This window comes from Variovorax cryoconiti (assembly GCF_051216395.1).
GTDB lineage: Bacteria > Pseudomonadota > Gammaproteobacteria > Burkholderiales > Burkholderiaceae_C > Variovorax.
This window is the reverse complement of sequence record NZ_JBPJZI010000003.1, coordinates 437,810-451,295: the sequence shown is the minus strand read 5'-3', so window position 1 is coordinate 451,295 and position 13,486 is coordinate 437,810. Positions and strand designations below refer to the sequence as shown.

The window sequence follows — 13,486 nt, the reverse complement described above, 5'->3', positions numbered from 1 at the left end:
CATGAAGAATTTCTCTGCCTGGATTCCCCTGATTTGCGCCGTTCTCCTGGCGGCCGCGGGGCCGCTGCTGGGGCCGTATGCATCCGACCTCGTCGTCAAGGTCATGATCCTGTCGATCTTCGCGCTGAGCCTCGAACTGCTGGTCGGCATGACCGGGCTCGTGAGCCTCGGCCACGCGGCCTTCTACGGCATCGGCGCCTATGCGACGGTGCTCGCCTCGGGCGCCGAGGGCGGCTCGATCGCCTGGCTGCTGCCCCTGGCCATGGGCAGCGCGGCGCTGTACGCGCTGGTGGTCGGCGCGCTCAGCCTGCGCACGCGCGGCGTCTACTTCATCATGGTCACGCTGGCCTTCGCGCAGATGGCCTACTTCATCTTCCACGACACCAAGGTCGGCGGCGGCAGCGATGGCATCTACCTGTATGTGCGGCCTGCGCTCGGGCCGATCGACATGGAGAACCGCTGGGTGCAGTTCTACATGGTGCTCGCTGCGCTCGTCGGCACCTACGGCCTGCTCGCGCTGATCCGTCGATCGCGCTTCGGCGCGGCCCTGGCGGGCATCCGCGTGAACGAGCAGCGCATGCGCGCGGCCGGCTTCGCGGTGTACGGCTACAAGCTCGCCGCCTTCGTGTTGGCCGGCGCACTGGCGGGCCTGGCGGGCTTCCTGGTCGCCTCGCGCGACGGCGTGGTCAATCCCGAACTGCTGGCCTGGCACAACTCGGGCGAGGTGCTGCTGATGATCATCCTCGGTGGCCTCGGCCATCTGCGCGGCGCGGTGATCGGTGCCGTGGCCTTCACGGTGCTCAAGGAAGTGTTGGGCACGCACGCGCTGGTGGGGCCGCTGGCCGACCACTGGCAGCTCACGCTCGGCATCGCGATCATCGTGTTCGTGGCGCTGCTGCCGAAGGGCCTGATCGGCCTGGCGGCACGCCTCTCGCCGAGTCCGCTGCCGAAGGCGGTGACGCCATGAGCGCCCGCCCGGCCGTTCCGAAGGACGCTCGCACCGCAGGCGAAGCCGAAGGTGCATCAGTGAGCGCGCCGCTTCTTGCCGTGCAGGGGCTGACCCGCCGCTTCGGCGGGCTGGTGGCCGTCAACGCGGTGACGCTCGACCTGCGGCGCGGCGAAGTGCACGCGGTGATCGGCACCAACGGCGCGGGCAAGTCGACGCTGATCAACATGCTCTCGGGCGAGATCGAGGCCTCCGCGGGCCGCATCGCGCTGGCCGGCGAGGACATCACAACCCGCGCGCAATCGCGCCGGGCGCGCGACGGCGTGGGCCGCAGCTACCAGCGCACGACCATCTTCCCGGAGTTCACGGTGCATGAGAACTGCCGCCTGGCGGCGCAGGCCGCGACGCCGCGGCCCTGGGCGATCTGGCAGGCTTCGCGCGCTTGCTCGGCGAGCAACGCGGCGGCCGACGAGGCGCTGCGTGCCGCCGGGCTCGACACCGAGGCGCACCGCATCGCCGGCACGATGAGCCATGGCGCCAAGCGGCAGCTCGAGGTCGCGATGTGCCTGGCGACAAAGCCGCGCGTGCTGCTGCTGGACGAACCGCTGGCGGGCATGGGCGCGGAAGAGACCGACCGGATGCTCGCCCTGCTCACGCGCCTGAAGGCGTCGCACGCGATCCTGCTGGTCGAGCACGACATGGACGCGGTCTTCCGCATCGCCGACCGCATCACCGTGATGGTCAACGGCGCGGTCATCGCCAGCGGCGACCCCGCCATGATCCGCCAGGACCCGGCCGTGCGCGAGGCCTACCTCGGTGACGAGGGAGCACATTGACATGCTGCGCATCGAATCGATCCACACCTACTACGGCGACAGCCACATCCTGCGCGGCGTCGATGCCGTGCACCCCGCCGCCACCTCGCTCGGCCTGCTCGGGCGCAACGGCATGGGCAAGACCACGCTGATCCGCACGCTAATGGGCTATGTGCGGCCGGCCTCCGGCCGCGTCCTGCTCGACGGCCGCGACGTGACCGGCTGGGCGCCCGAGAAGATGGCCCGGCATGGCATCGGCTACGTGCCCGAGGGCCGCGGCATCTTCCCGAACCTGTCAGTGCGCGAGAACCTGCTGATGAGCGAACGCGCCGGCCTGGACGGGCGCCGTGCCTGGACCTTCGACCGCGTGATGGCGACCTTCCCGCGCCTCACCGAGCGGCTCTCGCACGGCGGTCAGCAGCTGTCGGGCGGCGAGCAGCAGATGCTGTCGATCGGCCGGGCCTTGATGACCAACCCGCGCCTGCTCATCCTGGACGAAGCGACCGAGGGCCTGGCGCCGCTGATCGTCGCGGAGATCTGGCGCGTGATCGCGGACATCCGCAGCACCGGCATCGCCACATTGATCGTCGACCGCGACTGGCGCAAGGTGCTGGCCCATACCGATCACGCGATCGTGATGGAGAAGGGCCGCATCGTGCTGGCGGCCGAGTCGCCGTCGCTGGCGGCAGACCCGGCCGCGCTGTCCAACTGGCTGGGCGTCTGACGCTGCATCTCCCTCGCCTCGCGCGCCGTCAATCGGCGTGCAGTTCGACGATCAGGCTGCGCAGCCACTGGTTCGCCGGGTCCTTCTGGTACTTGGCATGCCAGAACAGATGAATGGCGATCTCCGGCAGCTTCACCGGGTGCGGCAACACCGCCAGCTCGAAGGGCGCCACCATCCGCTCGGCCAGCCGTTGCGGCACCGTGGCGACCAGGTCGCTGGATTGCAGGATGTGGCCGATCGCCACGTAATGCGGCACCGTCAGCCGGACCTTCCGCTGCGGTGCGCTTCGGTCCAGGATCTGGTCGACCCGGCCGTGGCCCGTGCCTGCCGACACCACGGCCAGGTGTTCGGCGGCGAAGAAATCCGCCTCTCGCAACGTCCTGCGCGCGAGCGGATGCCGGCGCCGCACGAGGCAGACGTACTTCTGCTCGAACAGGCGACGCTGGAAGAACCCGCTCTTGAGTTGGGGCAGCAGCCCGATCGCGAGGTCCACTTGCCCCGCCTCCATCGCGTCCTTGAGGTTCACCGCGGTGTTGCGCACCGTGGTGATCGACACCTGCGGCGCGACCTCGTGCAGGCGCTGCATCAGGCGGGGCAGGAAATAGATCTCGCCGATGTCGGTCATGCCGATCGCGAAGCGGCGCTGGCTGCTGCCGGGATCGAAGCTGCTTCGGGCGTTCACGGCGCTGTGAAGCATGCCCAGCGCCAGGCCGACCGATGCGGCCAGCTGTTCAGCAAACGGCGTCGGCTGCATGCCGGCCGAGGTACGGAGAAAGAGTTCGTCGCCCAGCAGCTTGCGAAGACGCGCCAGCGCATTGCTCACGGCCGGCTGCCCCAGGCCGAGGTTCTCGGCGACCTTCGACACCTTGCGCTCCGCCATGAGCTGGTCGAACACCACCAGCAGGTTCAGGTCGATGTCATGCAGCTCCATGGCGGGCCTCTGTGGTCATTGATTCGAATGATATTGAACATCGATCTCATCGCATTGACTGATTTTCATGGCAGGCCGAGCATCGGTCCCACGCGCTCGAACGGCTCCGACGAGAACAGCGAAAAACAACGAGAGACAGCACACGATGAGCACCACCGATACAGGCACGTTCCCGGTCCGCATCCACTGGGAATCCGGCGACACCAGCCGCATCCCCTTCATGGCCTACACCGACGAGGCGCAGCACAGGAAGGAGCTCGAGCGCTTCTTCTACACGCGGCACTGGAACTACGTGGGCCTCGAAGCGGAGATTCCGGCGCCCGGCGACTTCAAGCGCACCGTCGTGGGCGAGCGCTCCGTGCTCATGGTGCGCGATGCCGAGGGCGGCATCCGCGTGGTCGAGAACGTCTGTGCGCACCGCGGCATGCAGTTCTGCCGCGAGCGGCACGGCAACCGCAAGGAATTCGTCTGCCCGTACCACCAGTGGAGCTACACGCTGCAGGGCGACCTGCAGGGCGTGCCCTTTCGCCGCGGCGTGAAGCAGGACGGCAAGGTCAACGGCGGCATGCCGGCCGACTTCAAGACCGCCGACCATGGCCTCAACAAGCTCAAGGTGGCGACGCGCGGCGGCGTGGTGTTCGCGAGCTTCGATCACGACATCGAGTCGCTGGAGGACTTCCTCGGGCCGACCATGCTGGGCTACTTCGACCGCCTGTTCAACGGCCGTCCGCTCCGCATCCTCGGCTACAACCGCCAGCGCATTCCGGGCAACTGGAAGCTGATGCAGGAGAACATCAAGGACCCGTACCACCCCGGCCTGCTGCACACCTGGTTCGTCACCTTCGGACTCTGGCGCGCCGACAACAAGAGCGAACTGAAGATGGACGCCCGGCACCGCCACGCCGCGATGATCTCCACGCGCGGCCAGTCGGGCAAAGCGGAGCAGGTGACGCAGGTCTCGAGCTTCAAGGAGAGCATGACGCTCAACGACCCCCGCTTCCTCGACATCGTGCCGGAGCCGTGGTGGGGTGGGCCGACGGCCGTGATGATGACGCTCTTCCCGAGCGTCATCCTGCAGCAGCAGGTCAACAGCGTCTCCACCCGCCACATCCAGCCCGACGGCCATGGTGCCTTCGATTTCGTGTGGACGCACTTCGGCTTCGACGACGACACCGACGAGATGACGCAGCGTCGGCTGCGGCAGGCCAATCTCTTCGGCCCGGCCGGCTTCGTCTCGGCCGACGACGGCGAGGTCATCGAGTTCTCGCAGCAGGGCTTCGAGCAGAAGCCCTTCCACCGAACGCTGGCCGAGCTCGGCGGGCGCGAGGTCGGCGACACCGACCACATGGTGACCGAGACGCTGATCCGCGGCATGTATGCCTACTGGCGCGAAGTCATGGAGGCCTGAACCCCATGACCGACATGAACGAAACAATCCACGCGAGCGCAGCAGGCGCTGCACCCGACATCGGCTTCCACGACTACATCGCGATCGCGCGCCTGCACGCCGACTACGCCCAGGCCGTGGATTCCGGCGACTGGGACCTGTGGCCGGCGTTCTTCGTCGAGGACTGCCTCTACAAGCTGATCCCGCGCGAGAACCACGAGCGCGGCTTCCCGCTCGCGACCTTGTTCTTCGAGAGCAAGGGCATGCTGAAGGACCGCGTCTACGGCATCCGCGAGACGCTGTTCCACGACCCGTACTACCAGCGTCATGTCGTCGGCGCACCGCTGATCCGGTCGGCGACGCACGACCACTTCGAGGTGGAAGCCAACTACGCGGTCTTCCGCACCAAGCTGTCAGAGGCGTCGACCGTCTTCAACGTCGGCCGCTACATCGACACCATCGTCCGGACGCCGGACGGACTCCGGTTTGCTTCGCGCCTGTGCGTGTACGACAGCGAAATGATCCCGAATTCCATCATCTACCCGATCTGAGAACCTCTCTATGAGCGACACCCCATGGACCGACGCCTGCAACGAGGACGACGTGTTCGATGACAACGCGGTCGGCTTGCAGGTCGCGGGCCGCGACATCGCCCTCTACAAGGTCGACGGCCGCGTCTTCGCCACCGACAACACCTGCACCCATGGCCGCGCGCGGCTGTGCGACGGCTTCCTCGAAGGCTTCGAGATCGAGTGCCCGCTGCATCAGGGCCGGTTCGACATTCGCGATGGCCGCGCGACCTGCGCGCCGGTCACTGCGGGCCTGCGGATCTATCCGGTGCGCATCGACGGCGGGCGTGTCTTCCTGCAGCTCGGCGAGTAGGCGACGCCGGCGCGGACGGGCTCAGGCTTCGGTCAGCGCCTGCGCGGCCACCACCGCCTCGGTGCGGTTGCGCACGTTGAGCGCGCGGAAAATCGCCGCGAGGTGGATCTTGACGGTGCCCTCGCTGATGCCGAGGGCGCGGCCGATCAGCTTGTTGGGCTTGCCTTGGGACAACAGCTGGAGCACTTCGACCTGCCGGTCGGTCAGCACATTGCGCAGGTGGTCGAGCGTGTGGCTGGCGCCGCCCAGTTGCCGTGCCACCTCGGCCGCCGGCACCCCGGCCACGATGCCGGCAGGCACGGCCGACAGCATCATCGGCGGGACGTAGACGCCGCCGGCCAGCACCAGCCGCACGGCGGAGATCATCACGTCGGGCGAATAGGCCTTGGGGATGAAACCCAGCACGCCGCGCTCGATGGTCGCGCGCATCACCGTCGGGTCTTCGGTGCCCGACAGCACGATCACCGGCACGGCCGGATGGCGCCGGCGCATCTCGTCGATATGGGCATGGCCTTCCGCGCCCGGCATGTTCAGGTCGATCAGCGCCAGGTCCAGGTCGTCGGAGGCGGCGGCCAGCAACTCGTCGACGCTCATGGCCAGGACGAATTCGATGCCAGGCTCGAGTTCGGCCAGCTTGGCCTTGACCGCTTCCATGACGAGTCGGTGATCGTCGGCGATCAGGATTTTCATGACGTAACCCCCGGGTTCGGGTGAACTCCGAAACGGCAGAAGATAACGGCGATCGGGCTGCGCAGCAAGGCATGACCGACTGCCGAAAGGCATAGACCCCCTGCGGTATTGGCGCGCGCCGGGGCCGGTGGGATGGTTTTCCCCCAAGCCACGAGAACGGGGACAGCATGGGCCATCGATTCCGGCACACGCCTGACCGGCCTCGCACGACAGCCGCGTCGGCATGACAGCCATGGCACGCCTGCTCGACGCCTTCTCGGCCTTCTTCGCCTTCGGGCTGCGGCTCGCGGCCGCGCGGGAGGCCGGCAGCGCCATGACGGACCCGGTGGCCGCGCGGCAACAGGCGCGCGCGCTGCTCGATGCGGCGCGCGGCGCGGCGCGCTTGGCCGGCTGGTCGGCCGCGCGGGTCGAGTCGGCGAGCTTCGCGGCGGTGGCCTGGTTCGACGAACTGCTGCAACGGCTGGCCGGTGCGGACGATGCCGGTGACGCCCTGCAATCGACGCTCTTCAATTCCAGCAACGCGCAGACCGAGTTCTTCCACCACCTGTCGGCGCTCGGCCCGGACGACGGCGCGGTGCGCGAGGTCTACTGGTACGCGCTGGCGCTGGGCTTCCGGGGGCAGTACTACTTCGAGGACGCCGACACCGGCGAGTGGGGCAAGCTCAAGCGCCTGCATGGCCAGCAGTTGCCGACCCCCCCGGTCGAACTCGACGCGCTGGCACGGACTCGGCTCACGCCGCAGCCTTATGCCTCGTCGGACCCACCGGCGCGACGGCGGCCCCAGCGCCGCCGCCGCGCGCTGGTGCGGGCCGCCGGTGCCGTTGCATTGCTCGCCCCCAGCGTCTACCTGATCAGCCTGCTGCTCGGTGACCGGGCCAGGCCACCGACCGCGCCCGCCGAACGCGTGGCCGCGCAGCTGCAGCGTTACGCCTGCGCCGACCTGGCGCTGGCGACCAGCGCCGACGGCAGCGCGCACGTCAGCGGCTTTGTCGCCAGCTCCGAAGACGGCGCGCGCGTGCGGCAGGACGTCGCGGCCCTGCCGCAGGCCAAGACGCCGGATTTCGACCTGCGCATCCGCGCCTGGCCTTACTGCGAGGTGGCCGCGATCCTCAAGCCCTACCAGCTGCGCAACCAGGACAGCAAGGCCGGCCTGCGGATCGAGGCGCCCTCGGCACCCGTGGGCCGGCTGCGCGAAGGCGATGCGGTGCGGCTGCAGGTCACCGGGCCCGTCTACGCCAGCCATGTGCGGGTCGACTACTACACCAGCGATGGCGCGGTGCTGCACCTGATGTCGGAATCCCCACGCGCGCGCCTGCCGGCCCGGCAGACCGTGACGCTGGGCGAGAACATGCCCACGAGCTGGCTCGTCAGCCCGCCCTTCGGCACCGTGCTGGTGGCCGTGGTCGCCTCGCCAGCGCCCTTCGAACGCCTGGCCGATCGGCCGCCTTTCGAGCTCGCGCCGGCCTACCTGGCAGCGCTGCGCGAGTCGATCGCGACAAACCCGGGAAGCCAGCGCCTGGTCGCGGACTTCCTGTTTCTAGAAACCACTGCGCGCTGAATCGACGCATTCCAGGAGAAGCGCCATGTCCGCCCTGTCTTCCCTGCCGGCCACCTTCTGGCAACTGGTCGCCCTCTGCGGCGTCGCGTTCATCGCCCTGTGGTGGTGGCTGCTCGGCGCGCCGCAGGCCGCGCGACGGCGCGCGCTGCGCGCACGCATCGCGGCCCTCGGGCCAGCCGAGTCGGCGTCGGAACTCGCGGCGCTGCAGGTCATGCGCGAAGCCGTGGCACAGGCACGGCGCGGGCTGCGACGGACCGGTACGGCGGCACGCCCGTCGCACGAGGGTCTCTACGGCATCCCGTGGTTCCTTTTCATCGGCGACACGGCGGCCGACGTGCCGGGCTTGCTGACGGCCGCGCACAGCGTGTCGCCGCTGCCGGTGGCGCACGACCGCGACACGAGCGGGCGCGCCTTCTGGCGCTGGTGGTTCTTCGAGACCATGACCGCGATCGAGACCAGCTCCGCGGCCGTCTGCGATTCCGGCTCGCGCCGCACGCGCAACCTCTGGTACCAGGCGCTCATGGAACTGGCCGAGCAGCGCGAGCGGCTGCCGCTCAATGGCGTGGTGGTCTGCGTCGGTGCCGCCAGCCTGCTGGGCGAGGCCGCGGACGTCACGCCGGGCACGGCGCGCCTTCGGCATGTGGTCGACGAGGCGGCCGAGCACCTGCAGCTGCGCCTGCCGGTCTACCTCATCGTCACGGGCCTGGAGCGGCTGCCCGGCTACGACACCGTGTACGGCGCGTTGCCGCCCGACGTGCTGGCGCAGGCGCTCGGGCACCGCCTGCCCCTGCAGGACCGCAGCGCCGCGCCAGCCGCGGGAGACCGCCTGAGCGAGCTGTTCGAACCCATCGCGGCGCGATTGCAGGCGCTGCGATTGCGCCTGCTCGATGAGGCGACCAGCGCCGCGGACCAACTTGCGATCCATGCCTTCTTCGACCAGGTGAACGCCCTGCAGCCCGGGCTGCGCAGCGTGGTGGACCGGATGTTCGAGGAGAGCCGGGGCCGGCGCTCGCCGTACTGGCGCGGCCTGTACCTGACGGGGGTGCAGGCCGACGGTGGCGCGGCCTTCGTGTCGGACCTGTTCCAGCGCTTCCTGCCGGCCGACCAGCCGCTGGCGCACGGCTGAAGGCGGTGCGCGGAAGCTATGGACGCGGCGTGCGGGCCGAACCGGCCACCATGTCGAAGCGGAACAGCCGGCACTCGATCGGCCCGTTCCACATCGGCACCCGGCGCGACTCCTTCAGGCGCATGCGCTTGGGCAGCTGCAGGTCGGGCGTGAGCACCCAGGCCGTCCAGCCGGCGTAGCTCTTCTTCCAGTGGCTGGCCAGCTGGGTGAAGAACTCGCCGCCGTCTTCGGTTTCCGCCTGCTCGCGGGCGCCGGCACGCGCCACGCCGCCGACCTCGATCCGCTCGCCGTACGGCGGGTTCAGCACGATCACGCCGCCCTGTGGAGCGCTTTCGGGCGGCATGCGCTGCAAGGCATCGCCGCCGCGGAACTGGATCGCCGCGGCGACACCGGCCCGCTCGGCATTGCGTTCGGCGAAGTCGACCATGCGGTGCGACACGTCGCTGCCGAAGATGGCCGGCGCGGTCCTGGCGGGCGCATCGGCGGCCTCGTTCTGGATCGACTCCCACACGTGCGGCTGGAAGGGCAGCAGCTTCTCGAAGCCGAAGCGCCGCAGCGCGCCGGCCGGAATGCCCAGGCCGATCTGCGCTGCCTCGATGGCGATGGTGCCGCTGCCGCAGCAGGGGTCGTACAGCGGCGCTTCGGACACGGCGCCGGTTTCCGGGTTCCACCAGCCGCTGGCGGCCAGCATGGCCGCGGCCAGGGTTTCCTTCAGCGGCGCGTCGCCGGTGTCCTGGCGCCAGCCGCGCTTGAAGAGCGGCTCGCCCGAGGTGTCGATGTAGAGCGTGCAGTGGTCGGTGGTGAGGTGGGCGAACACGCGCACGTCGGGCCACTGCGTCTCGATGCTCGGCCGCACGCCGCCGGCCTTGGCACGGAAGCGGTCGGCGATGGCGTCCTTGATGCGCAGCGTGGCGAAGTTCAGGCTCTGCAGCGGGCTGTGCTGCGCCGTGGTCTCGATCTTGAAGGTCTGCTGCGGCGTGAACCAGATCTCCCACGCGACGCCGCTGGCGATGGCATAGAGGTCGTTCTCGCTGCGGTACGGCGCGTGCGCCAGTTCGATCAGCACGCGCTGCGCCAACCGGCTGTGCAGGTTGAGCTTCATGGCGTCGCGCCACGAGCCGCGCACGAAGACGCCGCCGCGCGAGGCCATCAGGTCGTCGCCGGCCAGGCCGGTGAGGCCGTGCACTTCTTGCGCCAGAAAGTCCTCGACGCCGGCGGCGCAAGGCAGAAAGAGATGGAGCTGGTTCATGGTGCGGACTCAGAGCGCCTTGCGCAGGTTGGCCGGCGCGATGCGCAGCGCTTCACGGTACTTGGCCACGGTGCGCCGGGCGCATTCGATGCCCTGCTCCTTGAGCATCTCGGAGATCTGGCTGTCCGACAGCGGTTTCTTGATGCTCTCGGCCGTGACGAACTGCTTGATGAGCGCACGCACCGCGGTGCTCGACGCGTTGCCGCCGGTCTCGGTGCCCAGCGCCGAGCCGAAGAAGTACTTCAGCTCGACCGTGCCGTAGGGCGTGGACATGTACTTGGCCGTGGTCACCCGGCTGATGGTGGATTCGTGCAGGCCGAGCTCGTCGGCGATCTCGCGCAGCACCAGCGGCCGCATGGCCAGCTCGCCGTGCACGAAGAAGCTCTTCTGCCGGTCGACGATGGCATTGCTCACGCGCAGGATGGTGTCGAAGCGCTGCTGGATGTTCTTGATGAACCAGCGCGCCTCCTGCAGCCGCTGCGACAGCGCCTGGCTGCCCTCGCCCTTGTGCTGCTTGAGCGCGCCGGCGTAGATGTCGTGCACCCGCAGGCGCGGCATCACGTCGGGGTTGAGCATCACGCGGAACTTGATGTTGGTGCCGGCGCCCATGCGCGTGACGATCACGTCGGGGACCACCACGTTGCGTTCCACATCGACGAAGCGCCGACCCGGCTTGGGTTCGAGCGTGGCGATCAGTTGCAGCGACGAGCGCACCTCTTCCTCGTTGCTGCGCGTGAGCGTGGCCAGGCGCTTGAAGTCACGCCGGGCGAGCAGTTCCATCGGCTGCTTGCAGATCGCGATGGCGGTCTTGCGCACCTGCGTCTCTTCGGCGCTTTCGTTCGCACGGGCCAGCGCACGCAACTGGATGGCGAGACATTCGCCCAGATCGCGTGCGCCCACGCCGACCGGTTCCAGGCTCTGCAGCAGGCCGAGCGCCACCTGGAAGTGGTGCACCAGGCCGTCGAACTCGTCGTTGTCGTCGCCGGCCAGGCCCGAGGCCAGGGCGGGCAGCGAGTCCTCGAGGTAGCCGTCTTCGTTGAGCGATTCGATCAGGAAGCGCAGCGCCGCCTGGTCGCTTTCGTTCAGGCGCAGGCTCAGGGCCTGGCGGTGCAGATGGGACTGCAGCGACTCCTGGCTGCGCGCCAGCTCGGTGGCATCGGCGCGTTCGTCGTCGCCCAGGTTGTTGGCGCGCGGGGGCGCGTCGCCGCCCCATTCGCTGTCGTCGGGTGCCATGTCGACAGTGCCGTCGCCTTCCCAGTCGGGCGTGGCTTCGGTCGCGTCGACCGCCGGCGCCTCGGCCTCGGTGGTGCTGGTGGTGCTGTCGTTGCTGGCGGCGGCGGGGCCGGGCGCGAAGTCGTCGTCGCGCGGCGGCGGCGCATCGGCGGCGTCGACGCCGAACTCCTCACGGGCGGCCTCTTCGGCGGTGCGCTCGAGAAACGGGTTCTCGTCGAGCATCTGCTCCACTTCCTGGCTCAGTTCGAGCGTGGACAGCTGCAGCAGCCGGATCGACTGCTGCAACTGGGGCGTGAGCGCAAGGTGCTGCGAAACGCGGAGCGACAGGCCCTGCTTCATGGGAGTTTCGCCCTCCCCTTACATGCGGAAGTGTTCGCCCAGGTACACGCGGCGTACCTCGGCGTTGTCGACGATCTCCGAAGGCGTGCCTTGTGCCAGCACTTGCCCGTCGCTGATGATGAAAGCGTGGTCGCAGATGCCCAGCGTCTCGCGCACGTTGTGGTCGGTGATAAGCACGCCGATGCCGCGGCTCTTCAAGAAGCTGACGATGCGCTGGATCTCGATCACGGCGATCGGGTCGATCCCGGCAAAGGGCTCGTCCAGCAGGATGAAGCGCGGCTGCGTGGCCAGGGCACGGGCGATCTCGACGCGGCGTCGCTCGCCGCCCGACAGCGCCAGCGCCGGCGAATCGCGCAGATGCTCGACGCGCAGGTCCGACAGCAGTTCGTTCAGGCGATCGTCGATGCGCTTCTTCGACATCGGCACGAGCCGGCCCTTGGCGTCGGGCTCGCGCTGCAGCTCGAGCACGGCACGCACGTTCTCCTGCACGCTGAGCTTGCGGAAGATCGAGGCTTCCTGCGGCAGGTAGCTCAGGCCCATGCGGGCGCGGCGGTGGATCGGCATGTGCGCGATCGGCTCGCCGTCGATGCTGATCTCGCCAGCGTCGGCCCGCACCAGGCCCACGATCATGTAGAACGAAGTCGTCTTGCCCGCGCCATTGGGCCCGAGCAGACCGACGACCTCGCCCTTCTGCACATCGAGCGAGACGTTCTTGACGACCTGCCGGCTGCCGTAGCGCTTCTGCAGCCCGCGCACCTGGAGCCGGCTGCCTTCGACGGCCGCAGGGGGTGCGGCGTGCTTCGCGATGTCCACGCTGTCGTTCACGGGCGCGCTTCTCCGCCGAGCGTGGTGCTGGGGCGCAGGCCCCGGCCGGGTGCAGATGCCGGCACGGCGGGTGCGCTCGGCTGCGCCGCTTCCGCGCCGGCTGCCTTCGGCGTCAGGATGGCGCGCACGCGGCTGCCCCGGTCGCCGGCGGCCACGCTGGCACCCGGGGGCAGCGGCGCGCCGTTCACGGTGAAGGTGTCGTTGCTCTGGTCGTAGACGATCAGCGCGCCGGTGGTCTCGTCGTTGACCTTCGCGCCGATCAGCCGCCGCATGATGGCGCGGCGGATGAACTTGACGTTGTCGGCGCGGCTGTCGTACTCGATGACCTCCGACTCGCCCTCGGTCCACTCGTCGACGCCGGAGTCGCGCTTCTGCTTGTAATAAGCCAGCTTTCCGGGCGCCGCGGTGACCACGCCGTACTGGTAGCCCTCCGGGTCCTGGCGCACGTCGATGCGCGCGCCGCGGATGATGATGGTGCCCTTGGTCACCACCACGTTGCCGGTGAACACGCTGGTCTGCTTCAGGTCGTCGTAGCGCATGGCATCGGCCTCGATGTTCATGGGCTTGGTGCGATCGGCCTTTTCAGCCAGCGCCGGAACCGTGGCGACGGCGAGCAGCAGCGCGGCGAAGCCGGCGCGCAGGAGGGAGGAAAGGGGAGTGTGGGGTCGATGTGTCATAAAGGCACGAAACTTGCTCGACGATTGTATGCGCCGGATCAGTGCATCCGGTCGCTCGGACGAAAAAGCCCGCCGAGGCGGGCTTTTGACATTCTTGAAACGGC

The 13,486-nt window shown here is 69.0% G+C and carries 14 protein-coding genes; 8 read left to right on the top strand and 6 right to left on the bottom strand.

The annotated features are described in order from the left end of the window. Nucleotide 1 precedes the first annotated feature (1 nt). The 3 genes from ACSFA2_RS11180 to ACSFA2_RS11170 are packed head-to-tail and all read left to right on the top strand — an operon-like array spanning nucleotide 2 to nucleotide 2,485. Entirely contained in the window at nucleotides 2-967 is a 966-nt protein-coding gene (locus ACSFA2_RS11180) for a branched-chain amino acid ABC transporter permease (RefSeq protein ID WP_435455396.1), read from the top strand. Further along, a complete protein-coding gene (locus ACSFA2_RS11175) occupies nucleotides 964-1,782 on the top strand; it encodes an ABC transporter ATP-binding protein (protein ID WP_435455395.1) in 819 nt (272 codons plus the stop codon). The genes ACSFA2_RS11180 and ACSFA2_RS11175 overlap by 4 nt, the downstream gene beginning before the upstream one ends. Nucleotide 1,783: 1 nt before the next feature. Beyond that, a complete protein-coding gene (locus ACSFA2_RS11170; RefSeq protein WP_435455394.1) occupies nucleotides 1,784-2,485 on the top strand; it encodes an ABC transporter ATP-binding protein in 702 nt (233 codons plus the stop codon). Nucleotides 2,486-2,513: 28 nt separating this feature from the next. On the opposite strand, the gene ACSFA2_RS11165 is transcribed toward ACSFA2_RS11170, so the two are convergent. Next, nucleotides 2,514-3,416: a LysR family transcriptional regulator gene (locus tag ACSFA2_RS11165; RefSeq protein ID WP_435455393.1), complete on the bottom strand. Its 903-nt coding sequence runs from the start codon at nucleotides 3,414-3,416 to the stop codon at nucleotides 2,514-2,516. Nucleotides 3,417-3,561: 145 nt separating this feature from the next. On the opposite strand from ACSFA2_RS11165, the gene ACSFA2_RS11160 reads away from it, so the two are divergent. Genes ACSFA2_RS11160 through ACSFA2_RS11150 form a run of 3 tightly spaced genes read left to right on the top strand, consistent with a single transcriptional unit; the run spans nucleotide 3,562 to nucleotide 5,685 of the window. Then, nucleotides 3,562-4,824, top strand: coding sequence for an aromatic ring-hydroxylating dioxygenase subunit alpha (locus ACSFA2_RS11160; RefSeq protein ID WP_435455392.1), 1,263 nt, complete (start codon nucleotides 3,562-3,564; stop codon nucleotides 4,822-4,824). A gap of 5 nt (nucleotides 4,825-4,829) precedes the next feature. Then, complete coding sequence (locus ACSFA2_RS11155) at nucleotides 4,830-5,354, top strand: aromatic-ring-hydroxylating dioxygenase subunit beta (RefSeq protein WP_435455391.1); 525 nt, start codon at nucleotides 4,830-4,832, stop codon at nucleotides 5,352-5,354. Between the two features lie 10 nt (nucleotides 5,355-5,364). After that, entirely contained in the window at nucleotides 5,365-5,685 is a 321-nt protein-coding gene (locus tag ACSFA2_RS11150; protein ID WP_435455390.1) for a non-heme iron oxygenase ferredoxin subunit, read from the top strand. 21 nt (nucleotides 5,686-5,706) lie between these two features. Here the strand turns inward: ACSFA2_RS11150 and ACSFA2_RS11145 are convergent, their stop codons facing one another. Next, nucleotides 5,707-6,375, bottom strand: a complete 669-nt coding sequence (locus ACSFA2_RS11145; RefSeq protein ID WP_435455389.1) for a LuxR C-terminal-related transcriptional regulator — start codon at nucleotides 6,373-6,375, stop codon at nucleotides 5,707-5,709. 223 nt (nucleotides 6,376-6,598) lie between these two features. Between ACSFA2_RS11145 and ACSFA2_RS11140 the strand changes: the two genes are divergently transcribed. Beyond that, a complete protein-coding gene (locus tag ACSFA2_RS11140) occupies nucleotides 6,599-7,933 on the top strand; it encodes a DotU family type IV/VI secretion system protein (protein ID WP_435455388.1) in 1,335 nt (444 codons plus the stop codon). A gap of 25 nt (nucleotides 7,934-7,958) precedes the next feature. Next, entirely contained in the window at nucleotides 7,959-9,059 is a 1,101-nt protein-coding gene (locus tag ACSFA2_RS11135; protein WP_435455387.1) for a type VI secretion protein IcmF/TssM N-terminal domain-containing protein, read from the top strand. A gap of 16 nt (nucleotides 9,060-9,075) precedes the next feature. On the opposite strand, the gene ACSFA2_RS11130 is transcribed toward ACSFA2_RS11135, so the two are convergent. From ACSFA2_RS11130 to lptA, 4 genes are read right to left on the bottom strand one after another with little or no spacing between them, the layout of a single operon-like run. Beyond that, nucleotides 9,076-10,308: a THUMP domain-containing class I SAM-dependent RNA methyltransferase gene (locus ACSFA2_RS11130; protein ID WP_435455386.1), complete on the bottom strand. Its 1,233-nt coding sequence runs from the start codon at nucleotides 10,306-10,308 to the stop codon at nucleotides 9,076-9,078. Nucleotides 10,309-10,317: 9 nt separating this feature from the next. After that, on the bottom strand, nucleotides 10,318-11,880 hold the full coding sequence (locus ACSFA2_RS11125; RefSeq protein ID WP_435455385.1) for an RNA polymerase factor sigma-54: 1,563 nt from the start codon (nucleotides 11,878-11,880) through the stop codon (nucleotides 10,318-10,320). An 18-nt stretch (nucleotides 11,881-11,898) separates the two neighbouring features. Beyond that, the gene (lptB, locus tag ACSFA2_RS11120; protein WP_435455384.1) at nucleotides 11,899-12,705 is read right to left on the bottom strand and encodes an LPS export ABC transporter ATP-binding protein; all 807 of its coding nucleotides are present in this window, start codon (nucleotides 12,703-12,705) and stop codon (nucleotides 11,899-11,901) included. After that, nucleotides 12,702-13,382 (bottom strand): lipopolysaccharide transport periplasmic protein LptA, encoded by a 681-nt coding sequence (gene lptA / locus ACSFA2_RS11115; RefSeq protein WP_435455383.1) that lies wholly within the window; start codon nucleotides 13,380-13,382, stop codon nucleotides 12,702-12,704. Before lptA ends, lptB begins: the two co-directional genes overlap by 4 nt. Between the last annotated feature and the right edge of the window lie 104 nt (nucleotides 13,383-13,486).

Bases quoted from the DNA above. Each gene is read 5' to 3' on its own strand.
- ACSFA2_RS11130 (WP_435455386.1), bottom strand. From the start codon at position 10,308: ATGAACCAGCTCCATCTCTTTCTGCCTTGCGCCGCCGGCGTCGAGGAC.
- ACSFA2_RS11145 (WP_435455389.1), bottom strand. From the start codon at position 6,375: ATGAAAATCCTGATCGCCGACGATCACCGACTCGTCATGGAAGCGGTC.
- ACSFA2_RS11135 (WP_435455387.1), top strand. From the start codon at position 7,959: ATGTCCGCCCTGTCTTCCCTGCCGGCCACCTTCTGGCAACTGGTCGCC.
- ACSFA2_RS11155 (WP_435455391.1), top strand. From the start codon at position 4,830: ATGACCGACATGAACGAAACAATCCACGCGAGCGCAGCAGGCGCTGCA.
- ACSFA2_RS11150 (WP_435455390.1), top strand. From the start codon at position 5,365: ATGAGCGACACCCCATGGACCGACGCCTGCAACGAGGACGACGTGTTC.
- lptA (WP_435455383.1), bottom strand. From the start codon at position 13,382: ATGACACATCGACCCCACACTCCCCTTTCCTCCCTCCTGCGCGCCGGC.
- ACSFA2_RS11165 (WP_435455393.1), bottom strand. From the start codon at position 3,416: ATGGAGCTGCATGACATCGACCTGAACCTGCTGGTGGTGTTCGACCAG.
- ACSFA2_RS11125 (WP_435455385.1), bottom strand. From the start codon at position 11,880: ATGAAGCAGGGCCTGTCGCTCCGCGTTTCGCAGCACCTTGCGCTCACG.
- ACSFA2_RS11180 (WP_435455396.1), top strand. From the start codon at position 2: ATGAAGAATTTCTCTGCCTGGATTCCCCTGATTTGCGCCGTTCTCCTG.
- ACSFA2_RS11160 (WP_435455392.1), top strand. From the start codon at position 3,562: ATGAGCACCACCGATACAGGCACGTTCCCGGTCCGCATCCACTGGGAA.
- ACSFA2_RS11140 (WP_435455388.1), top strand. From the start codon at position 6,599: ATGACAGCCATGGCACGCCTGCTCGACGCCTTCTCGGCCTTCTTCGCC.
- ACSFA2_RS11175 (WP_435455395.1), top strand. From the start codon at position 964: ATGAGCGCCCGCCCGGCCGTTCCGAAGGACGCTCGCACCGCAGGCGAA.
- ACSFA2_RS11170 (WP_435455394.1), top strand. From the start codon at position 1,784: ATGCTGCGCATCGAATCGATCCACACCTACTACGGCGACAGCCACATC.